Origin of the sequence: Nakamurella sp. (assembly GCF_044224575.1) — a bacterium.
Classification (GTDB): domain Bacteria; phylum Actinomycetota; class Actinomycetes; order Mycobacteriales; family Nakamurellaceae; genus Nakamurella.
Map to the genome: position 1 here is coordinate 232,639 of NZ_JBGAKE010000001.1, position 18,829 is coordinate 251,467.

Sequence of the window (18,829 nt, forward strand, 5' to 3'; positions counted from 1 at the left end):
CTGGTCATCCGGACCTGGTCACCCCGCCCCCGGAACAGGTGGCGGTCTCCTGGTCCGGCGTGCCCGAGTACCAGCCCCAGTCCACATACACGGCACCGCTGCCGTCGGTGTTCCTGGCGTTGGCGGTCACCCCGACGACCGTGCACTGCACCGGGGTGTTGGGCGGGAAGTTGGTGACCTGCACGGCGATGAACCGGCAGTTGGGCCCGAGGCAGGTCACCGAGGTCGGGCCGCTGCCCTTGTGCCCGGTGGCGTTGCCGTAGATGACCTTCTGGACCGTCGCCGGCGGCGGCGGGCACGCGGCCGAACTCCCGGACGCGGACGCGGTCTGCGCGCCCTCCAGCCCGGCGCTGTCCCGGGCCCGGACGACGATGGAATGCGCCTGGGCGCAGGCGTTGCCGACCACGATCGAGCCGCCGCCGTCGGCCCAGCCGGACCAGCCGCCACCATCGACCTGGTAACTGGTCTGCATCGGGCCGCGGCCGTTGTCGGCCGGGGGGGTCCAGTTGAACCGGACCTGGGTCTGGCTGGTGTCGGTGTGCGCGACGCTCGGCGCCCCGACCGGCCCGTACGCGCTGGCGGTCCTGGCGTCGCCGGTCTGCGTGCTGCACGAGCCGCTGAGGCAAGCCTGCGCGGTGAAGGTGTATGAGGTTCCGTTGGCCCCGACCGTCACCGTCTGACTGGTGCCCCCGGTGCCGACCTGGGTGCCGTTGGCGAAGATCCGGTACTCCCCGATCGCCCCGCCCGCCGTCGAGGTGGCCTGCACCGTCACCCGGATCTGGCGGTCCGCCCCGGTCGCGACCGCGTCGGTGACGTCGGCCGCATCGGGGTTGGTGGTCAGGGACGCCGACCCGCTGGCCGCCGAGTCGCCCACGTGATTGCGGGCAACCACCGACACCGTGTACTCCTGACCGTCGCGCACGTTCGCGATGACGTAGCTGGTGGTCGGCGCGGTGACGGTGGCGGTGGACCCGTTGACCGAGACCAGGTAGCTCTCGGCCGGGTCGCCGCGCGGCTCGGCCGCCGCCCAGGTCGCGGTGATGGTGCGGGTACCGCCGGCATCCTTCCCCGCGACCAGGCCGGGAGTGCCCGGCGCCAGGGTGGTGTCGCTGGGATACAGCGAGTTCGACGGTGCCGAGGTCTGGCTCGTCTTGCCGGTGGAGTTCGTCGCCGAAACCGTCACGTTCACCTGGACGGTGGGATCCAGCCCGGTCAACGTCGCGGTCGTGCTGCCCGCGGCCACCGTGCGCTGGTCGCCGGTGTTGGTGGTCAGCAGATAGCTCACGATCGCCGACCCCCGATTGTTCGGCGTCCGCCAGTTCACCGTGATCGACCCGGGCGCGGCCCAGGTCGCCGCCGGCGCGGCCGGGGTGTCCGGCTCGACGTCCGGGGTGATCGACGCGGACGGCGCCGAGCGCGGTCCCTCCCCCTCGCCGTTGGTGGCCGCCACCTCGAACGTGTAGGCGGTGCCGGGGGTGAGCGGGCCGACCTCGCAATGCCCGGCGTCCCCGGCGCAGGTGGTCGATCCGCCGCTCCAGTACACGGTGAACGCGCTGATCGCCGGCCGGGTCAGGGCGGGCGCCCGCCAGGCCACGTCGACGCTGTCCGGCTTGCCCAGCGACGTCGCCACCACCGCGGTCGGCGCATCCGGCTTGGCCAGCGGGATCACCGTCAGCGTGCCCTGCACCTGCCGGTCGGCATCGCCGGTGGCGTCGGCGACGGTGAACGACACGGTGAACTGCTCCAGCGCCCCGGCCGGCGGGGTCATCGTGAGCGAACCGCCGGCGATCTGCACCGCGGTCCCGTTCGATGCGGTCGCCGCGACGACGATCAGTGGGGTGTCCGGGAACGGGTTGTAGGCGCCCTCGAGCACGTTCACCGTCACCGGTTCACCGGCCGAGGCCTCCACCTGGCGGGCGGCCTGAACGGTGGGCAGGGCCGCGGTCGATCCGACCACGTTGACCGCGATCGCCCCGCTGACCGTGTTGGTGCCGTCGGAGACCGTGACGGTGGCCGTCGCCGACGTGCCGCGCGCCGCGGCCGTGTCGGCGGTGACGGTCAGCACGGAGCCGTCCAGCGACCCGGAGATCCCACCCGACAACCCGGTGGGACCGGAGAAGGTCAGGGCGGCGGCCTGTTCCGGCGTGGACGTGCCGACCAGACCGGCCAGGTCCTGGGTCGCCGATGACCCCTTCTCCACGTTGATGGTGGCGCCGGAGAACGTCGGCGGCGGCGTGACCTTCGGGATGATCTCCACCGGGATGGGCACGAAGACCGGGTCCGCGGTGCCGTCGGACACCTGCACGTTGATGAGCGCGGAGCCGGCGGCGTCCTCGGGCACCGAATACTGCAGGTGGCCATCGTCCAGTCGCTGCACGGTGCCCTGGCTGGCGGTGGTGGCGGCGCCGGCCGGCACCTGCACGCTGCGCCCGGCGTCGACGACCACGTAGTCGGCGACCGGCACGCTCTTGGTCTCGCCGGCGTTGATCCGGAACGGCGGCACGTCGCCGCGGGCCTGCGGCGGCGCCGCCGGCTGCGACTGGGTCCGGTCCGGCTGCTACACCGGGGCCAGTTCGGCCCGGGACGGCACGACGACGAACGCCCGGGCGGCGTCGCCGTCCAGGTTGGTGACCCGGTAGGCGATGACCTGCCGGCGGTCGGTCACCGGCGCGGTGCCCGCCCGGCCGGACACGGCGACGCCGGTGCCATCGGCCGCCACGGTCAGATCGGCGACCTGGCCGGATCGGTTCGTGACCGAGCCGGTCACGTCGGCCGTCGCCGACGATCCGTCCGCGGACAGCATCGACGCGTCGACGAAGACGTCCGTGGCGGTCGGCAGGGCGAGCGGAGCGGTCGCCGAGACGGTGACCGTCAGGATGCCGGACGCGGCCAGGCCCTTGGCGTTGCGCACCGTGTACTTGATCGGGAAGACCCCTTCGGAGTCCGCGGCGTCGACCACCACGACGCCGTCGCCGATCTGCGCGTCGATGCCGGCCGGCACCACCAGCGCGGGATCGGCATAGCTGAAGGGGGTGTTCCCACCGGGGTCGGACGCGGCGCCGATGGCGTCCACGCCGACCGTCCGGCCGGGCCGGACCACCACGTCCAGGTCGGGCGCGACCGGCGGTTCCGCGACGGCCGGGGGCGCGATGACCGCGACGCGCAGCTGACCCTTGGCCTGCTTGCCGAACGGATCGGTCACCAGGTACCCGGCGGTGTCCAGGCCGGACGCACCGAGCGCGGTGTAACGCAGCGTGGCCGGTCCGACCTTGTCCACCCGGCCCAGGGTGGGCGCCGGGTCGGTCTGGCCGGCGAACGTCACCCAGTCACCGTCCGGGTCGAGCCCGTTCAGCGGCAACGGGATCGCGGTGGTGCGCCCGGCGAAGACCCGCGCCGTGGTGAGCGGCGGGTTCTGCGGCGCGCTGTTGACGGTCGGATCGGCCGGCAGCACCGAGACCGTCACCGTGCGGGTGTCGGACAGCAGATCGGTGTTGAGCACCGTGTAGCTGAACCGGACGGTGGTCGGCGGCGGGATCGCCGGCGCCAGGTACCTGATCGCCGAGTCGGTGGCGAACACCAGACCCTGATCGGCCGGCAGGGTGTCGTCCGGGAACGGCTTGACGCTGAGTGTCTGACCGGTCGGGTCGGTGGCGTACGTGCCGATCGGGATCGTCACCGCGTCGCCGGCTCGGACCGACACCGAGATGTCCGACGCGACGGGCGGCTGCGGCACCAGCGGGGCAGGCACCGGAATCACCCGGATCTGCCCGGTGGTGCTGCCGGCCGCGTTGGCCGCCACGTAGGTCAGGGTGACGCCACCGGGCGGCACGGTTCGCGACGACGAGACCTGCACGAGGCTCAGGCCGTGCACGGTGGCGGTGAGCGGGCTGTCCGCCGGCTGGGTGAGCGACTGCACCGCCAGCACCGATCCCATCGGGTCGCGGTCGTTGGCCAGCGGATCGATCACCAGGGTGCGGCCGGGCACCAGGTAGCCCACGTCGGGCGTGACGACCGGCGCCTGCGGGGTGTCCGGCGGCGCCGCGACGTCGAAGCGGATGACGCCGGTCGCGCTGGCCGAACCCGCGACCACGGTGTAAAGGAAGTAGCTCGTGCCGGGCGCGGTGCCGATCAGCGCCACGGTCGAGTCGAGCGGGTTGAGGGTCGCGGTGGCGATGGCCGGCTTCTCCGCCGTGCCCGGCGCCAGCGGCTGGACAGCGGTCACCCGGGCGGTGTCGCGCAACCCGGACAGCACGCTGCGCAGCGGGAAGGCGGTCACCGCCTCGTTCACCGCGCCGGTCGCCGCCACCGGGCCGGGTACCGGCTTGGTCGACCCCTCGGCCTTCACGTCGATGGTCAGCTTGCCGTTCACCTGCGCGGTGCCGTCCGAGATCACCAGGTCGACGACCTTCTTGATCGCGCCGGCCGACCCGGTGTCCCGGAACGTCACCAGGCCGTTGGGCTGAAACGTCACCGAGTCGTCCGTGTCGGTGGTCGCCGAGATCAACGACAGGTCCTCGCCGACCGGCGAGCGGAAATCGGGCAGCACGTTGTACGACACCGTGCCACCGACCTCGACGATCGTCGCCGAATCGCGGACCTTCGCGGGAGCCCGGGTGTCGTCCGGGGCCGCCACGGTCACGGTCACCGGGGCCGTCGCCGTCCGGCCCAGCCCGTCGTCGACGGTGTACTCGAAGGGCGGCAGCGGGCCGGATGCGGTCGCCGGCACCGTCACCTGGACGGCCTGACCACCCTCCGCGATCGTGATCGACGCCGCCGCCGGGTCATTGCCGGTCGGCCGGGGCGTCACGGACGTGACCGCCAGCATCGAGCAGTCCGCCGACGAGTCATTGTCCAGCACTCGCAGCACGGTGGTCCGGCCGGCCCGCACGCCGAACTGATCGGCGGCGGCCTCCGGTCCGGTGCCGTCGGCGCTGGTGGCGGCGCAGTCGTTGCGCGAGTTGGTCAGCTGGTCGGAGCTGTTCTGATCGCCGTCCTGCGCGGTCTCGTCGCTGGAGCTGTCCTGCTGCTGGACGTCGTCCCAGTTGGTGATCAGCTTCATGTCCGCGTCGACCAGCCAGATGGCGCCGGTGGCCTGGTCGTTGAGGACGATGACGTCCCGGTTGACCCGGAAGGTCAGCGTCGCCGACGCGTCGGCGTTCGGTACGTCCACGATCTTGGGTCCGTCGGTGCCACAGGCCACCGCGTAGGTGGGCCGGCTCCCGGTCCACGCCGCGTGCGCGCAACCGTTCAGACCGACCGGGGCGCTGGGCGTTCCGGACATCCCGTCGACGACGGTCCGGGGGTCGCCCCCGGCCAGCGGCACCCGGAGCAACCCGCTGCGGGTGGCCACCAGCACGGCATCGGCCGCCGGCCCCGGTTGCTGCAGCACGCCGTCGGCGCCTCCGGGAATGTCGACCCGCCGGTCCGGCAGGATCAGTTGACCGGTGGCCCGGTCGAGCACCACCGGGGTGTCGCCCACCGCGGTGAGGTCGACGGTCGGCGCCGCCTGGGAGACCACCTGGGCCGCCACCGGTGTCAGTGCCCCACCGACGAGCCGGCCGGGTTCCGGCGGAACCGGCGTGCCCTGGTCGTCGGCGGTCCAGCCCTCGGGTTGACCGGTGCCGCCGATGGTCACGGACCACAAGGCGTCGCTGCCCGGTGCGACCACGAACACCGTGCCGTTCACCGACGTCGTCGTCCGCGCGCCGGCCGCCGTGGTCAGCAGGGCCGGTGCGGTCTTCGGGTCGAGGCCGGACAGCGACTCCGGCGTTCCCGCCCACAGATTCCCGGACACCGGGTCGGCCACCGCCAGGACCCCGCCCCCGAACGAGACGGACGCGTTCTCCGGCATCCCGATCCGGCTGGTGAGCGCGACGACGGTCACGTCCAACGGCCGGACCTCGTTCTTCACCCGGTCCACGACCAGCACCGCGTCGCCGTCCTGCAGCACGTCGAAGGCCGGCTTGTTCGCCTTGACCGACGAGTTCAGCTCGTCGATCTGCCGGTTGACGCGGCCGACCACGCCCTTGGCCTCGTTCGTCACCCAGACCGTCGATGAGGACAGATTCACATCGGTGACCGGATACCCCTGGGCGTTCACCCCCAGCACCACCAGCACCGACGCCAGCAGGGTGGTCACGACCACGATGACGGTCGATCGGGTGGACCACGGCCACCGGTGACGGGCGCTCACGCCGGCGTCCCATCGGCCGTGGAGCGGGCGGAACCGGCCCGATCGATGCCGGACCGGGCCGCGTCCACGCCGTCGAGCAGGCTCAGGTCGTCGGCGGTGACCACCCGGGCGGTGACCGCGTGCTCGACCAGCCGGGCGCGCCGGTTCGAAGCCAGCTGCCCGGGACCACCCCGCAACCCGCGAACGCCGCGGCGATCGAACTTGTCGCAGACGTTGTCCAGCTTGCGGTTGAAGCGGGTCAGCTCCCACCCGAGGCGGGCGGCGGCCTCCTTCGACGACGGGATCGCGCTGATGCTGGTTCCTTCCCGGCGGAGCAACGGTTCGGCCAGGGCAACGATCAGCTGCTTCTGACTGGGAGTCAGGGTCACCGGGCCGATCGTCGTCGCGCCGATACCACTGCTGGGTTCCAGCTGGCTCGGGGTAAAGGTCGGGTCCTCACAGACGATCTCGATCTCGTAGGTGGTGGGCCCGGCGGTGAACAGCACAGTGGTGTCGGGAAAGACCAGCGGCACCCGCCCGCCCGGCGCGAGCCAGGCCTGCAGGGCCCCGGCCGGGTCCGAGATCGTCGCCGACAGTTGGGTTCCGGCGTTCACCAACCACCACATGTCCTGCTGCCAGGTCAGCACCAGGAAACGCCGGTGCAGGTAGGGGTTGTCGTCGACGGCGAGGTCACCCTCCCGGCCGATGACGAACTCGGCGGCCGGGTCGGCGTCGTACCACTCACCGCAGAACCCGATCCGGACCCGGCGAACATCCAACGCTTCGGTCATCGGGTCAGCCACCCGCGCAGGCCTGGGCCGGACGGGCGGAGTACCGGCCGTCGTCGCGAACCAGTTCGACCTCGACGCACGCCTGGGCGACCCCCGTGACGGTCACCGACGGCTCGGTCACCGCCGCGGCCGATCCGGCCTGACCGGGATCGGAGCGCGTCCACGAGTAGCTGTCGCCGGCCTGGGGAGCGGGGTTGGTCCAGGTGAAGACGACCCCCGCCGGGGTGACCGTGCCGGTCAGGTCGGTCGGGGCGGGGACCACCGCTTCGGGCAGTGCGTTGCCGGTGGGCGCCGACGCGGTCGCCGTCTCCGCGCCCAGCGCGGGGGCGCCGGTGCCGCCGCGCAGCACGATCCAGGTCAGCCCGCCGGCCAGCACCAGCACGGCGACGCCGACGGCCACCGGTACCCACCGGCGCTTCGTGGCCGGGGGCGCGGCCGTCGCGGCGGGGCGCGGTGGCACCACGGTGTCCTCGGTGGTCGCGGCGGACGGCGGCGGCGCATCGAGGTACCCGCCGGTCGCCCGCGGGCCGCGGCGAACGGTGTGCTCGGGCCCCGCCGGGCGGGCCCGGGTCGCCGGATCGACGGCATCGACCGGACCGGCGCCGTCGACGCCGCGCATCCGGGTCGGGCTGTCCGGCTCCTGACCGGTGACACCCTGCGCCCGGACGACCAGGGGTCGAACCCGGGTATGGTCGGCCGCGTCCGGCGCCAGGTCGGCCAGTTCCGCCCCGGGGTCGGCCGCCAGGAACTCGAAATCGGTGATCGGCTCACCGATCTCACGTTGCACCTGCTGCAACGCGCGGGCCAGTTGCTCGGCCGTCGGGAACCGCAGGGCCGGGTCCTTGGCCAGCCCGCGGGACAGCAGGCGTTCCAACGAGCGTGGCGTGTCGCCGCGCCCGGTCGGCGGGGCAGGGATCCGCGGGATGCGGGACAGCAGGTCCGCCTGCGTGTTGCGACGGTCGGGCACCTCCAGCGGTGACCGGCGGGCCAACAGCGTGTAGAGGGTCGCGGCGAGCGAATAGACGTCGGACCGCACGTCGCCGACCGGTTCGTCGGCGAGCAACTCCGGCGGGCTCCACGGGATGGACACTCCGACGGCGTCGGGGTCGTGCGCCGCGGACGTGGCGACGGCGATGCCGAAGTCGGTGAGCGCCGGCCGGCCGGAGCGGGTGGTCAACACGTTGGCCGGCTTGATGTCCCGGTGCAGGATGCCCTGCCGGTGCGCCGACTCGACGGCACCGGCCAGCTGAACCCCGGTGGACAGCACCTCGGCGACGGTGAACGACCCGCTCTTGTACCGCTTCGCCAGATCCGGCTTGGGGCAGTACTGCATCACCAGGTACGGCCGGCCGTCGGCGCAGATCGCAGCGTCGTAGACCGGGACGATGTTGCGGTGCTCCTCGGAGAGACGGGCCATCACCGCGCCCTCGTTCTCGAACCGGGCCCGGGCCGACGGCGACGAATCCGATGCCAGCAGCACCTTGACCGCCACCTCGCGGTCCAGGCTCAGCTGCCGGTACAGGAAGACGTCGGCGAAGCCGCCACCGCCGAGGTGCCGGATCGGGCTGTAGCCGGGCAACGTCGGGGCCGGCGACGGCGGTCTGGTCATGCCGGCGCCCTTCCGGAGGACCTCGCAGGCTCGGAGCCACCGGACAGGACCCCGGCCGGACCCCATCGACAGTTCGCTCGCTGGCGCTCGCTCATGCCGGCGCCCTTCCGGAGGACCTCGCAGGCTCGGAGCCACCGGACAGGACCCCGGCCGGACCCCATCGACAGTTCGCTCGCTGGCGCTCGCTCATGCCGACGTCAGGCGCAGGGTCAGGGTGATGCCGTCGCCGACGTCGAGGGTGTCGCCCTCGGCCAGGGCCTGCGGAACGCCGCCGTCCAGTGCGCGGGCCGTGCCGTCGGCGCCGATCAGCACGGTTCCGTTCATCGAGTGCAGGTCGGTGGCCAGCACCGTGCGACCCGACCACCCGATCCGCAGATGAGTGCGGGAGACGTCCTGGCGGGGGCTGGGCACGGTGAGCACGGTAGGCACCTGCCCGCCCTGCACCCGGTCGACCTCGGGCCGGCGGCCGATCACCACGTCGCGGTCGAGGGCGACCACGTCACCGGTCGACACCTCCAGCCGCGCTCCGGGCGGCGTCGCATCGACCGGCTCGTGGTCGGGCATCGGCGGCCGGATGGCCCCCAGCTCGGCGGCGGTGATCGTCCGGCCGTCGTGGTCGCCCAGCCGCGCCGTCCCGACCGCATCGGAGTGCGAGGTCGAACCGGCGTCGTCGGAGGCGTCGCGAATCGCGGCATCCTCCACGCTGCGGACGATCGTCGACTCGAAAAGGTGATCGAAACCGTCGTCGGGCGACTCCGTCCGGGTCTGGCCCGGGTCGGCCGGGACCACCTCGTCGGGGGGCACCGGGGCCGGGTCGGGCTCCAGCGCCGGGTCGGGCTCCGGCACCGGGTCGGGCTCCGGCGCCGGGTCGGGCTGCGGCGCCGGGTCGGGCTGCGGCGCCAGGTCGGGCTCCAGCGCCAGGTCGGGCTCCGGCGCCGGGTCGGGCTCCGGTGGTGGCTCGAAGACCGCGGCCGACACCGGGAGATCGGCCGGCGGACGTCCGGTTCCGTCGAGCACGAATCCGGCGCAACCCACGATGCCGTCACGCAGCGGCAGCAGATCCGCCGCCGGGTCGGCCACGCCGACAACGACGACGTCCACCCGGTCGAACACCTGCTCGGCCCAGGTGCTGACGCCGGCCCCGGACCACGCGACGGTGCCGGTCTCGCTGTGGACCCGCACCGGCAGATCACCCCGCACCAGCACGCGGACCCGATCACCAGCGGCGTCCACGAGCACGAACGCACCGGTGGCCCGCAGCCCGTCGCGGACGAGTTCGACCAGCAGGTCGTCGACCTGGCCGGTGGCACCGATCGCCACCCACACCCGTCGGGCCAGCTGCTGATCCGGCGAGAGAAAGGTCAGGGCCCGGTCGCGCCGCCAGGAACTGGGCCCCGGGCCGGTAGTCCACCCTCATCCGGGGGCACCCCGGGTCCGCGGGCGGGTGTCGTCGCGGTCCTGCTCGCCCCCCACAGGGGTCGATTCGCCGTCCGACGGGCGCACGTCAATGACCACACAGGTGATGTTGTCCCGACCCCCCGCCCGCAGCGCCCCGGCCGCGATTCGCTCGGCGACGGCCTGCGCCGATCCCGGCTGACGCAAGGCGTCGGCGATCGCGGCATCGTCGAGTTCGCCGGTCACGCCGTCGGAGCAAAGCAGCAGCCGGTCGCCCAGTTCCCGGGGCACCAGCCAGAAGTCCGGCCGCGGATCCGCCGCCGTGCCCACCGCCCGGGTGACGATGTGCCGCTCGGGATGCGTGCGGGCGCGTTCAGGCGTGATCTTTCCGGCGTCCACCAGTTCCTGGACCACCGAGTGGTCGACGCTGATCTGCCGCAGGTCCGAGCCGTCGGACAGGTAGACCCGCGAGTCACCGATGTTGAAGACCAGCCAGTACGGCCGGCCGTCCCGCTCCACCAGTGCCGCGCCGGTGGCCGTGGTGCCGCCGCCCGCACCCTCGCGGATGCGGCGGTTGGCGATACCCAGACATTCGGTGATCCACTCCGGGGTGACGTCCCGCGGACCGGCTCCGGCGAACTGCGCCACCACCGCGGCGCTGGCGATCTCGCCCGATTCGTACCCACCCATCCCGTCGGCGACGACGAAGAGCGGCGGATCGGTCAGAAACGCGTCCTCGTTGATCTCGCGAACCCGACCCCGATCCGTCTGGGCACCCCAGACGACCTGCATCAATCCTCCCGAGGGGCGGGGGTCCGCTTTCCGGCAGCACCGATCACCGCCCGTTGCTGCGCGTCAAACCCCCACACGTTCCGTCACCCCAACGGAGGCGACCCTACCGGCATCCGCAGCGGCCAACGGACGCTTCCACCCGTTCGGGCGGGCTATCCGGACATCGGATACCGACAGGACACGGTAACCGGCCGGATCGACAATCCACCATGGGGAGAACTACCCGTCCAGGTGATCGGCCGGGTCCGGCGGAGGCTGTCCGGGATCGCCCGAAGCTGGTCTCTCGACCTGGGGCCAATGGGTTCGGCGGGTCCGATGCGGTGGGGAGCGCGAGATTCCCGCAGCGGTCAGCCGGACTTGCGGCGGAACTGCCTGGTCGCCTTGTGGCTGGCAGTGGCGCCGCCAACTCCTCCGTGACCGTCCAGGTGCGCGCTCCGGGCCTGGCCGTCGGCCTTCTTCTTGGCCAGCGCGGCGGCGAACTTGTCCTTGGTCGATTCAGAGGTCGATTCAGAGGTCGATTCGGAAGTCGATTCAGTGCTCGCCTCGCCGGTCGGCGCCTGTCCGGTGTCCGAATCCGACGCTTCTGTTGCTGCCTGCTCGGTCATGGTTGGCCTCCCGGGCTGTGGTTCTCGATCGTCGGAGCTGGTGCCGGCACCCGTACTGCTGGGCGCCCATCATGTCCCGGCCGAATGGCCGGGCGCCACTGCAATCCTGCACCCGCCGTTACAGTGCCATTCCATGGGGCGGATGGTCGGCGCGGACCCGGAGGAGCTCGACGAGCTCGGCCGGTCGATGGCGGGCGCCGCCCAGCAGCTGTCGGCGGTGTCGGTCCGGGTGCGCGCGCAGTTGCACGCGATCGGCTGGTCGGGATCGGATGCCGAGTCGTTCCGGCACGCCTGGGACGCTGTGCACCGACGGACCATCGAGGCGGCCACCACCAGGTTGCAGGACGCGGCCACCACCCTGCACCGCAATGCCGACGAGCAGCGGCAGGCCAGCGCGGTCACCGGACCCGCCGGCGGCGGGGCGGCCGGCCTCGCCGGGTTCACCGGGGGGTTCGGCACGTCGGTTCCCGTCCCGGCCGCGGGCGGCGACCCGGGCGATCAGCCCGGCGCGCCGGGTGGCGCGGCCTACGTCATCGGCCCGGCGACCGAGCCGCCGCTGACGTACACGGACTCCTTCCCCTACGACCCGAACGCCACGCCCACGCCGGCCGATTACCTCTCGTGGGCCAAGTGGGGCACCCAGGCCGCCGGCGCCCACCTGCTCCGTCCCGATCTGGACGACGCGCTGCGCGTCTACGACCACTACCGGGAGAATTCCGGCACGTCGATGACGGTCGACTACGAGGAGGCGTACCGGGAGGACGCGAACATCGCGAAGGCGGTCGACACGGAGATCGGGAACGCGCAGGCCGCCGCCGAACGGCTGGCCGCCGAATCGAGCTCGTCGTCCTTCTCGATGACCGGTGACGCCACCATGGTCGGCACGCTGGGCGGCTACCCGGCCACGGAGAACTGGCAGAAGGCGCTGGGCGACCATCAGCTGTGGAGCAGCGCCGACGTGACGATCGTCGACGGCGTGGCAACCATGACGGTCACCGTGCACGCGCACGACCGCTACGACTTCAATGCCGGAATGTCCGATATCGCGACCGGTACGCCGGATGACGACAACGGCCGGTTCGCGGTGCTCGGTTGGGCGAAGCCGTTCGACACCGCCGGCGAGCTGACCCGGACGATCACCTGGCCCGTCGGCAACACCGGCGGGGTCAGTGCCGGCGATGGCGACGTCTCCCGCAACCCGACGACCGAGGACCGACCGGACGACCTGGGCAGCGGGCGGCCGGCCTGGCCGCCGATTCCCGGCAACACCCCGCTGGACGGCACGTGAGGCGCCCGGTCGGCGCCGGTGCGCTCATGCTCGCCGCCGCTCTGCTGCTGTCGTCCTGCACGTCCGGATCGGAGGCATCCCCGGTGAGCTCGTCGTTCCTGCCCAGCGCGACCCGGTCCGAGCCCGGGCCGGTCCGGCACGACGCCGAGCCGCTGACCAAGCGATTCGCCGCATTGGGCGATCCGGCCGCGGTCACCTGGCAGTCCGGCACCACGGGCGACAGTTCGGCGCCGGGGCCCAGCACGTACTGGATCGACGCGGCCGTCCAGCTGGACCCCACCGTGGTCGCGGGGCTGCGAGCCACCTCCGGGCTGACCGACGCGCAGCTGCCCGAGCTGCCGGCGGACGTGCGGGCCGCCGCCGGCCCCGGCCCGTGGCAGACCGGCGCCGCCCTCGACGCCGCCTTCAGCACCGCCGGGTTCGGCACCCGGGTGTACCTCGGCGCCGGTGATGTCGTGGTGATCCGGGCCGTCGGTTCCGGCGACGCCGGCTGACCGGCGGCCGGCCGCTGCCCCACCCCGGCCGGCACACACCCCACCTCGGCCGGCACACGGAGGCCCCACCTCGGCCGACTAAGCTGGCGCCGCTCCGCCGGAACCCCCGACGGGGCATCGTGACGTGCACGGAAGGACCCCGGTGGCCGCCGACATCATCCCCATCCAGCTCGGACTGACCGACGGCAACGTCTATACGCTCTGGGCGCCCCAGTGGCTGGAGGACGGCGAGGAATGGGAGGCGTTCCTCGGCCACGGGGACGACCTGTACGTCTTTCCCACCCCCGCGCACCTGGCCGCGTTCATCCGTTCGTCCGACGAGCACGACCTGCTGGATCACCCGGAGTGGGACACCGCCGCCGAGCTGCTGGTCGACGAGCTGCGACCCGACGACGACCACGTGTTCGACATCGTCGGCGTGCCGGACCTGGTCGCCGAGATCCCCGACATCTGGACCCTGGCGTCGCTCACCGACACGGTGAACATCGTCCGGTCGCTGTCCGAGGTGTGCGGCCTCGACGTGGTCGACGAGATCCTCGACTCGGCCGACGGCTTCGCCGTTCTGCCCATGGGTCAACAAGCGTTCGTCGGGCGCAACGGCGAGAAGCTGTGGAACGAGATGGGCGCCGTCATCGCCGAACGCTGGGACGACGTGATCGACGCGATCGACGCGATCGTCAAGACGCCGGAGATCGACGCCGAGGAGCTGACCCAGACCCGCGCCGAGGCGGCGGCCATCAGCGCCGTGGACAAGACCGGCGAAACCGTCGAGCCGGAGGAGGAGCAGGAGCGGGACGAGGACCTCGAGTTCTGGGACGAGACCGGCGTCGACTGCCTGGAGATCACGGTGGGCGAGCGCACCGGATACACCCTGCGCTGCTACCTCGGTGACGAACCGGTGTTCCTCGCCGAGAACCACCGCATCAAGGTGTATACCTCGGCCGAGGAGCTGGAGAACTACCTGATGGAAGCCGATGTCACGCATCGCTTGTCGACACTGGAGGTGTGGCCGGAGATCCGCACCGCCGTGATCGACGGGGACGCGGCCGTGCTGGCCGGCCCCGAGAACACCTACCGGCTGGCCGGTCTCGCGGACGCGTTGAAGGCGGGCCCGGACGAGGTCGACGGCAAGCAACTGGAGTTGGCGGTCGAACTGCTCATCGACGCCGCCCTGGAACGCGGCGACGATGAGACCGTCGAGGCGGTCGGCTCGTCCACCCCGCTGGGCAACCTGATCAGCGCGATCACCCGACCCGACCCGGACCGGCTGGCCCCGTCGCCGCCGTTCGACGACGAGGCCGCGGCCTGGTCGGTGCTGGTCGACCGGTTCGCCGCCACGCTGGATTGGGACGGGGTTCACGGCTGAGCCGTCGGTCGGCCCATGCCGATCCGGCCATGATCCGCCGAAATTCGATTGTCGGCGCGGATACGCTCGATCTGTCGGCAGCAATGCTCGGCGGCGTGATCAACGGGGGGATGGCGACGCCATTCCGTGATCGAGGAGCGGTCGAATGGCGCGAATCGGCGACTCGTCCCGACGGTCGCTGCGCCTGCTCGGCGCCGCCGCGACAATGGTCGGTCTGCTGCTGTCCGGCTGCTCCGGCGCCGGCGATCCCGCATCGTCCGGGCCGTCGGCACCGACCCGCACCAGTGGTCCACTCGACGAATTCTTCGGCAGCGCTTCGGATCCGCCGTCGGGCGAGGAGATGGCCGCCCAGGAACGCCAGGTGCAGGACGCGATCGTGATATGCATGGCCGCCGAGGGTTTCGAGTACCGACCGTACGTTCCGGTGCCGCCCGACGACAGCTTCTTCACGGACCTGAACACCCGGGCGTTCGCCGAGAAGTACGGGTACGGCATCGTCAACACCCCGTTCGACGACCAGGCCATGGACCCATCAGCCGATCCGAACCTGCCCATCACCGACGCGATGACGCCGGCCGAACTGGACGCGTACACCACCGCGTTGCACGGTGAGATGGCGGTGTACGACGGCGGCGCGGCGGACGGCGGCGAACCGGTCCTGCCCGACGACACAGGCTGCTGGGGCGATGCGTTGGAGCAGGTCCACGGTATCGGGCCGGGGTCGAACGAGTTCGACGACCTGTTCGAGCGACTCGGCACGATGCAGGAACAGGCCGCCCAGGATCCGACCGTGATCGAGGCGACACAACGCTGGGCGACCTGCATGTCCGACGCCGGGCACTCCGGATTCGCCGACCCGGACGAGCCGGCCGAGGACATCCGCCGCCGCTCGCAGGAATACTTCGATGCGGCGTACCCGGATCCGGCCGGTCCGACCGGGACCGATATCGATCCGGCCGGTTCCTGGACGCCGCCGCCGCCACCGGCCGACGATCCCGTCCTGGTCGCCCTGGAGCGGGACGAGATCAGTCTGGCCCTGGCCGATTTCGATTGTCGCGCGAGATCGGGGTACCGATCGGCGATCGACGCGGCGGTGCTGAGCCTGGAGGAGCGGTTCGTCCGGGACAACCGCGCCGAACTCGAACGCTTTCGGGACACGATCGGGCCGGGCGGCGGTTGATTCCCGGTCCCGAACGGGGCCGGCGGGGCATCTCCGACCGTCCCCGGCACCATCGTCATAGGATCGGACAGAACCGGCAGGCGGGGTGCGGCCGGACGGGGAGGCCGGGGCGCTCGGCCCGTGAACGAGGAGCGGTGCATGAATCGACGGCTCGTCCGAGCCCTGGTCGCCGCAACGGCCCTGGCCGGTCTGTCCACGGTCGCCGCCTGCGGCGGCGGAAACCCCGCCGGCCCGGCCCCGACGGACGCCACGGTCGTCCGGACCACCGGACCGCTCGATGAGTTCTTCGGCGCACCGTCCGCCGGCCTGACCGAGGAGGAGATGGCCGCCCAGGAGCGGAAGGTCCAGGAATCGGTGGTCGCTTGCATGGCCGCCGAAGGGTTCGAGTACCGCCCCTTCAGCATGAACCAGCCCATCGAAACCGCCTACGACAACTTCGGCACCCGTGCGTTCGCCGAGAAGTACGGCTACGGCATCAGCACTTTCGCGACCGAGTCGGTTCCCGCGGGACCCGACTCGACCGGCGCGCCGACCGATCCCAACCAGGCGATCGTCGATGCCATGAGCGACTCCGAGCGCGAGGCTTACTATGCGGCGCTGTACGGGGCACCGGTCACGGCCGCCGAATCCGGGGCCGCCGAGCCGATGGCGTCGACGGCGTCGATGGCGCCGCCCGGCCCGGAGGAACTCGGCTGTACGGGGGCCGCCCAGCTGGAGGTCTACGGGGCCGGACCGGCATCACCGGACCAGTTCAACGACCTGTTCGAGCGGATGTCCACGCTGTACGAAAAGGTCGCCGACGATCCCGCGGTCGCCCAGGCCCAGACCGCTTGGACGGCATGCATGGCCGATGCCGGGCACCCCGGCCTCGCGTCGGTCGACGATCCGATGCGGCAGCTCTCCGATCGGATGAACGCGTTCTGGTCGGAGCTGGACGGGACGTCGCCGCCCCCGGTGGCCACCGAGACGGCCACCGCGACCGACGGGTCCGCCTTCGTCGGGCCCGATCCCGACGACCCGGCGCTGATCCAGCTCAAGGCCGACGAGATCGCAATGGCCGTCGCCGATTTCGACTGCCGGGAGTCCAGCCGCTACCAGGCGGCGTTCGACGCGGTCTCCCAGGGCCTGCAGGAGCAGTTCGTGCGGGACAACCGCGCCGAACTCGAACGCTATCGCGACGCGATGAACGGCGGCGGGTGATGCCGGCAGAGCCCGGTGAACCGCCCGGCGGATTTCTCGCCGACGTCCTGCGGCCGGTGGCCGCGTCCGTCGACCCGGATGCGCCCACGGCGGCGGACACCCGCACCGACGGTGCGACCCCGGCGCCCGAAGGACCACCGGCGGCGACGGGTTCCGGACGGCCCTGGCTCGCGGGCCGGCGCGCGATCCTGATCGTCGCGATCGTCGCCGTGGTGATGGCCACCGGCGGCTTCCTGGCCGCGACCCTGATCGTCTCGCCGGAGGACGCCGCTGCCCGAGCCGCGCCGCCGGCGGCCCGGCCCGTCACCGTGGCCGTCGAATCCAAGCGCCTGGAATCGACCGTCGTCACCCGGGGTGACATCGCATTCAGCGAATCGGTGGACGTCAAGCTGACCGCGGCCACCGGAACCACGGCGGTGGTGACCGGGAGGCTCCCGCAGGTGGGTCAGGACGTCACCGCCGGCACCGTCGTCGTCGAGGTGACCGGACGCCCGGTGATCGCCCTGTCCGGGCCGATCCCGGCCTACCGCACGCTGACCGGCGGGGCCACCGGCCCCGACGTCACCCAACTCGAGACAACCCTGGCCGGGATGGGTTTCGACCCGGGACCACAGGACGGCCGGTACGACGCGGCGACCGCGGCCGCCGTCACCGCGCTGTACGGCTCCCTGCAGTACGCGCCGCCGGCCGCCGAGGCCGACCTGCAGGCCGCGGTCACCGCCGCGGAGCAGCAGGAGGCGACCGCCCGCGGGGCCGTCGCCGAGGCCGCCCGGGCCCTGGAGACCGCACGGGCCGGCCCGCCGCAATCCACCCGGATCTCCTTGCAGGCCGCGGTCGACGATGCCGCGACCGCCTTGGCCCGGGCTCAGGACCCGGGCCCACCGGACGCGGCCGCGGTGGAGCAGGCCACCGCCCGGTGGACGGCCGCCGACTCCGGAATGCGGATGGCGCAGCAGGACCTGGAGGTCGCCCGCCAGTCCGGTGGCGACGTCGGCGCGGCCGAGGCCGCCGCCGGCCAGGCCGCCGCCGAACTCGATGCGGCCCGGCGGGCGCTCGACCAGGCCAACACTCCGGCGACCCCGGACCAGGCCGCGATCGCCGCCGCCCGCACCCAGTTGGCCATGGCCACCGCACTGCGGGACGAGGGGCTGGCGACCGACACCGCCGCCGCCCGATCCGGCCTGGACGCCGCGAACACTCAACTGCAGCAGGCGACGGACGCCCTGGCCGCGGCCCGCGACGCCGCGATCACCCCCTTTCCCGCGGCCGAGGTCGTCTGGCTGGGTGGGCTGCCCCGGCGGGTCGACGAGGTCCTCACCGCGTTGGGCTCGACGGTCTCCGGTGCATTCCTGCGGGTCAGCGCGGCCGACCTGACCGTCCGGGCCCGGGTCACCGCCGAGGAGGCCGGCCTGCTGCGTCCCGGGATGACGGCCGAGCTCGTCGTCCGTGGCCTGCCGCCGATGACGGGCACGGTGACGACCGTCGGCACGCCGGCGGCGAACGACGCCGGCAGCACCTCCGGCGCCGGGTCCGACGGTGGCTCGGGGAGTTCCGGCGGCTCCGGTGGGAGTTCCGGCGCCGCCGCCGGCAGCCGTGAGGTGACGTTGCAGCCGCAGAATGTTCCGACCGACCAGGCGGTGGCGTTGCGGGGGCAGAACGCGCGGGTGACCATCCCGGTCGCCGGCACCGCCGACGACGTGCTGGTGGTTCCGCTCGCGGCCTTGTTCACCGAGGCGTCCGGGGCGACATCGATCGAGATCGCCCAGGACGACGGCGTCACCACCCGCCGGCAGACCGTCAAGGTCGGGCTGTCGGCGGGGGGCGAGGCCGAGATCACCCCGATCAACGAATCCGGTGCGCCGGTACCGCCGGGTCCGGACACCCTGGACGTCGGTGACCTGGTGGTGGTCGGCCGGTGACCGAGGCCGGGGCGTCGT

Annotated in this window: 13 protein-coding genes; 6 read left to right on the forward strand and 7 right to left on the reverse strand. The window is 72.6% G+C overall.

The window, feature by feature from the left end; translation table 11 throughout:
• Nucleotides 1–4 precede the first annotated feature (4 nt).
• The 7 genes from ACILSK_RS01060 to ACILSK_RS01090 form a co-directional block, all read right to left on the reverse strand.
• Nucleotides 5–2,503 carry a fibronectin type III domain-containing protein gene (locus ACILSK_RS01060; RefSeq protein ID WP_395725250.1) on the reverse strand — a complete coding sequence of 833 codons (2,499 nt, stop codon included), beginning with the start codon at nt 2,501–2,503 and terminating at the stop codon, nt 5–7.
• Nucleotides 2,504–2,557: 54 nt separating this feature from the next.
• Nucleotides 2,558–6,193: an Ig-like domain-containing protein gene (locus tag ACILSK_RS01065; RefSeq protein WP_395725251.1), complete on the reverse strand. Its 3,636-nt coding sequence runs from the start codon at nt 6,191–6,193 to the stop codon at nt 2,558–2,560.
• A complete protein-coding gene (locus tag ACILSK_RS01070; RefSeq protein ID WP_395725252.1) occupies nt 6,190–6,963 on the reverse strand; it encodes a hypothetical protein in 774 nt (257 codons plus the stop codon). Before ACILSK_RS01070 ends, ACILSK_RS01065 begins: the two co-directional genes overlap by 4 nt.
• A 4-nt stretch (nt 6,964–6,967) precedes the next feature.
• Nucleotides 6,968–8,572: a protein kinase domain-containing protein gene (locus ACILSK_RS01075; protein ID WP_395725253.1), complete on the reverse strand. Its 1,605-nt coding sequence runs from the start codon at nt 8,570–8,572 to the stop codon at nt 6,968–6,970.
• Nucleotides 8,573–8,758: 186 nt separating this feature from the next.
• Complete coding sequence (locus ACILSK_RS01080; RefSeq protein ID WP_395725254.1) at nt 8,759–9,892, reverse strand: FHA domain-containing protein; 1,134 nt, start codon at nt 9,890–9,892, stop codon at nt 8,759–8,761.
• A 93-nt stretch (nt 9,893–9,985) separates the two neighbouring features.
• Nucleotides 9,986–10,759 (reverse strand): PP2C family protein-serine/threonine phosphatase, encoded by a 774-nt coding sequence (locus ACILSK_RS01085; protein WP_395725255.1) that lies wholly within the window; start codon nt 10,757–10,759, stop codon nt 9,986–9,988.
• A 347-nt stretch (nt 10,760–11,106) separates the two neighbouring features.
• Nucleotides 11,107–11,364, reverse strand: coding sequence for a DUF5302 family protein (locus ACILSK_RS01090; RefSeq protein ID WP_395725256.1), 258 nt, complete (start codon nt 11,362–11,364; stop codon nt 11,107–11,109).
• Between the two features lie 133 nt (nt 11,365–11,497).
• Between ACILSK_RS01090 and ACILSK_RS01095 the strand changes: the two genes are divergently transcribed.
• From ACILSK_RS01095 to ACILSK_RS01120, 6 genes are all read left to right on the forward strand, one after another.
• On the forward strand, nt 11,498–12,652 hold the full coding sequence (locus ACILSK_RS01095; RefSeq protein WP_395725257.1) for a WXG100 family type VII secretion target: 1,155 nt from the start codon (nt 11,498–11,500) through the stop codon (nt 12,650–12,652).
• Entirely contained in the window at nt 12,649–13,146 is a 498-nt protein-coding gene (locus ACILSK_RS01100; RefSeq protein ID WP_395725258.1) for a hypothetical protein, read from the forward strand. The genes ACILSK_RS01095 and ACILSK_RS01100 overlap by 4 nt, the downstream gene beginning before the upstream one ends.
• Nucleotides 13,147–13,288: 142 nt before the next feature.
• Nucleotides 13,289–14,512, forward strand: coding sequence for a primosomal protein (locus tag ACILSK_RS01105; protein WP_395725259.1), 1,224 nt, complete (start codon nt 13,289–13,291; stop codon nt 14,510–14,512).
• A gap of 145 nt (nt 14,513–14,657) precedes the next feature.
• Nucleotides 14,658–15,692 (forward strand): hypothetical protein, encoded by a 1,035-nt coding sequence (locus tag ACILSK_RS01110; protein ID WP_395725260.1) that lies wholly within the window; start codon nt 14,658–14,660, stop codon nt 15,690–15,692.
• Nucleotides 15,693–15,830: 138 nt separating this feature from the next.
• Nucleotides 15,831–16,892, forward strand: coding sequence for a hypothetical protein (locus ACILSK_RS01115; RefSeq protein ID WP_395725261.1), 1,062 nt, complete (start codon nt 15,831–15,833; stop codon nt 16,890–16,892).
• Nucleotides 16,892–18,811: a peptidoglycan-binding protein gene (locus tag ACILSK_RS01120; protein WP_395725262.1), complete on the forward strand. Its 1,920-nt coding sequence runs from the start codon at nt 16,892–16,894 to the stop codon at nt 18,809–18,811. Before ACILSK_RS01115 ends, ACILSK_RS01120 begins: the two co-directional genes overlap by 1 nt.
• The last annotated feature ends 18 nt before the right edge of the window (nt 18,812–18,829 follow it).

Bases quoted from the DNA above. Each gene is read 5' to 3' on its own strand.
- ACILSK_RS01070 (WP_395725252.1), bottom strand. From the start codon at position 6,963: ATGACCGAAGCGTTGGATGTTCGCCGGGTCCGGATCGGGTTCTGCGGT.
- ACILSK_RS01075 (WP_395725253.1), bottom strand. From the start codon at position 8,572: ATGACCAGACCGCCGTCGCCGGCCCCGACGTTGCCCGGCTACAGCCCG.
- ACILSK_RS01085 (WP_395725255.1), bottom strand. From the start codon at position 10,759: ATGCAGGTCGTCTGGGGTGCCCAGACGGATCGGGGTCGGGTTCGCGAG.
- ACILSK_RS01090 (WP_395725256.1), bottom strand. From the start codon at position 11,364: ATGACCGAGCAGGCAGCAACAGAAGCGTCGGATTCGGACACCGGACAG.
- ACILSK_RS01095 (WP_395725257.1), top strand. From the start codon at position 11,498: ATGGGGCGGATGGTCGGCGCGGACCCGGAGGAGCTCGACGAGCTCGGC.
- ACILSK_RS01110 (WP_395725260.1), top strand. From the start codon at position 14,658: ATGGCGCGAATCGGCGACTCGTCCCGACGGTCGCTGCGCCTGCTCGGC.
- ACILSK_RS01115 (WP_395725261.1), top strand. From the start codon at position 15,831: ATGAATCGACGGCTCGTCCGAGCCCTGGTCGCCGCAACGGCCCTGGCC.
- ACILSK_RS01120 (WP_395725262.1), top strand. From the start codon at position 16,892: ATGCCGGCAGAGCCCGGTGAACCGCCCGGCGGATTTCTCGCCGACGTC.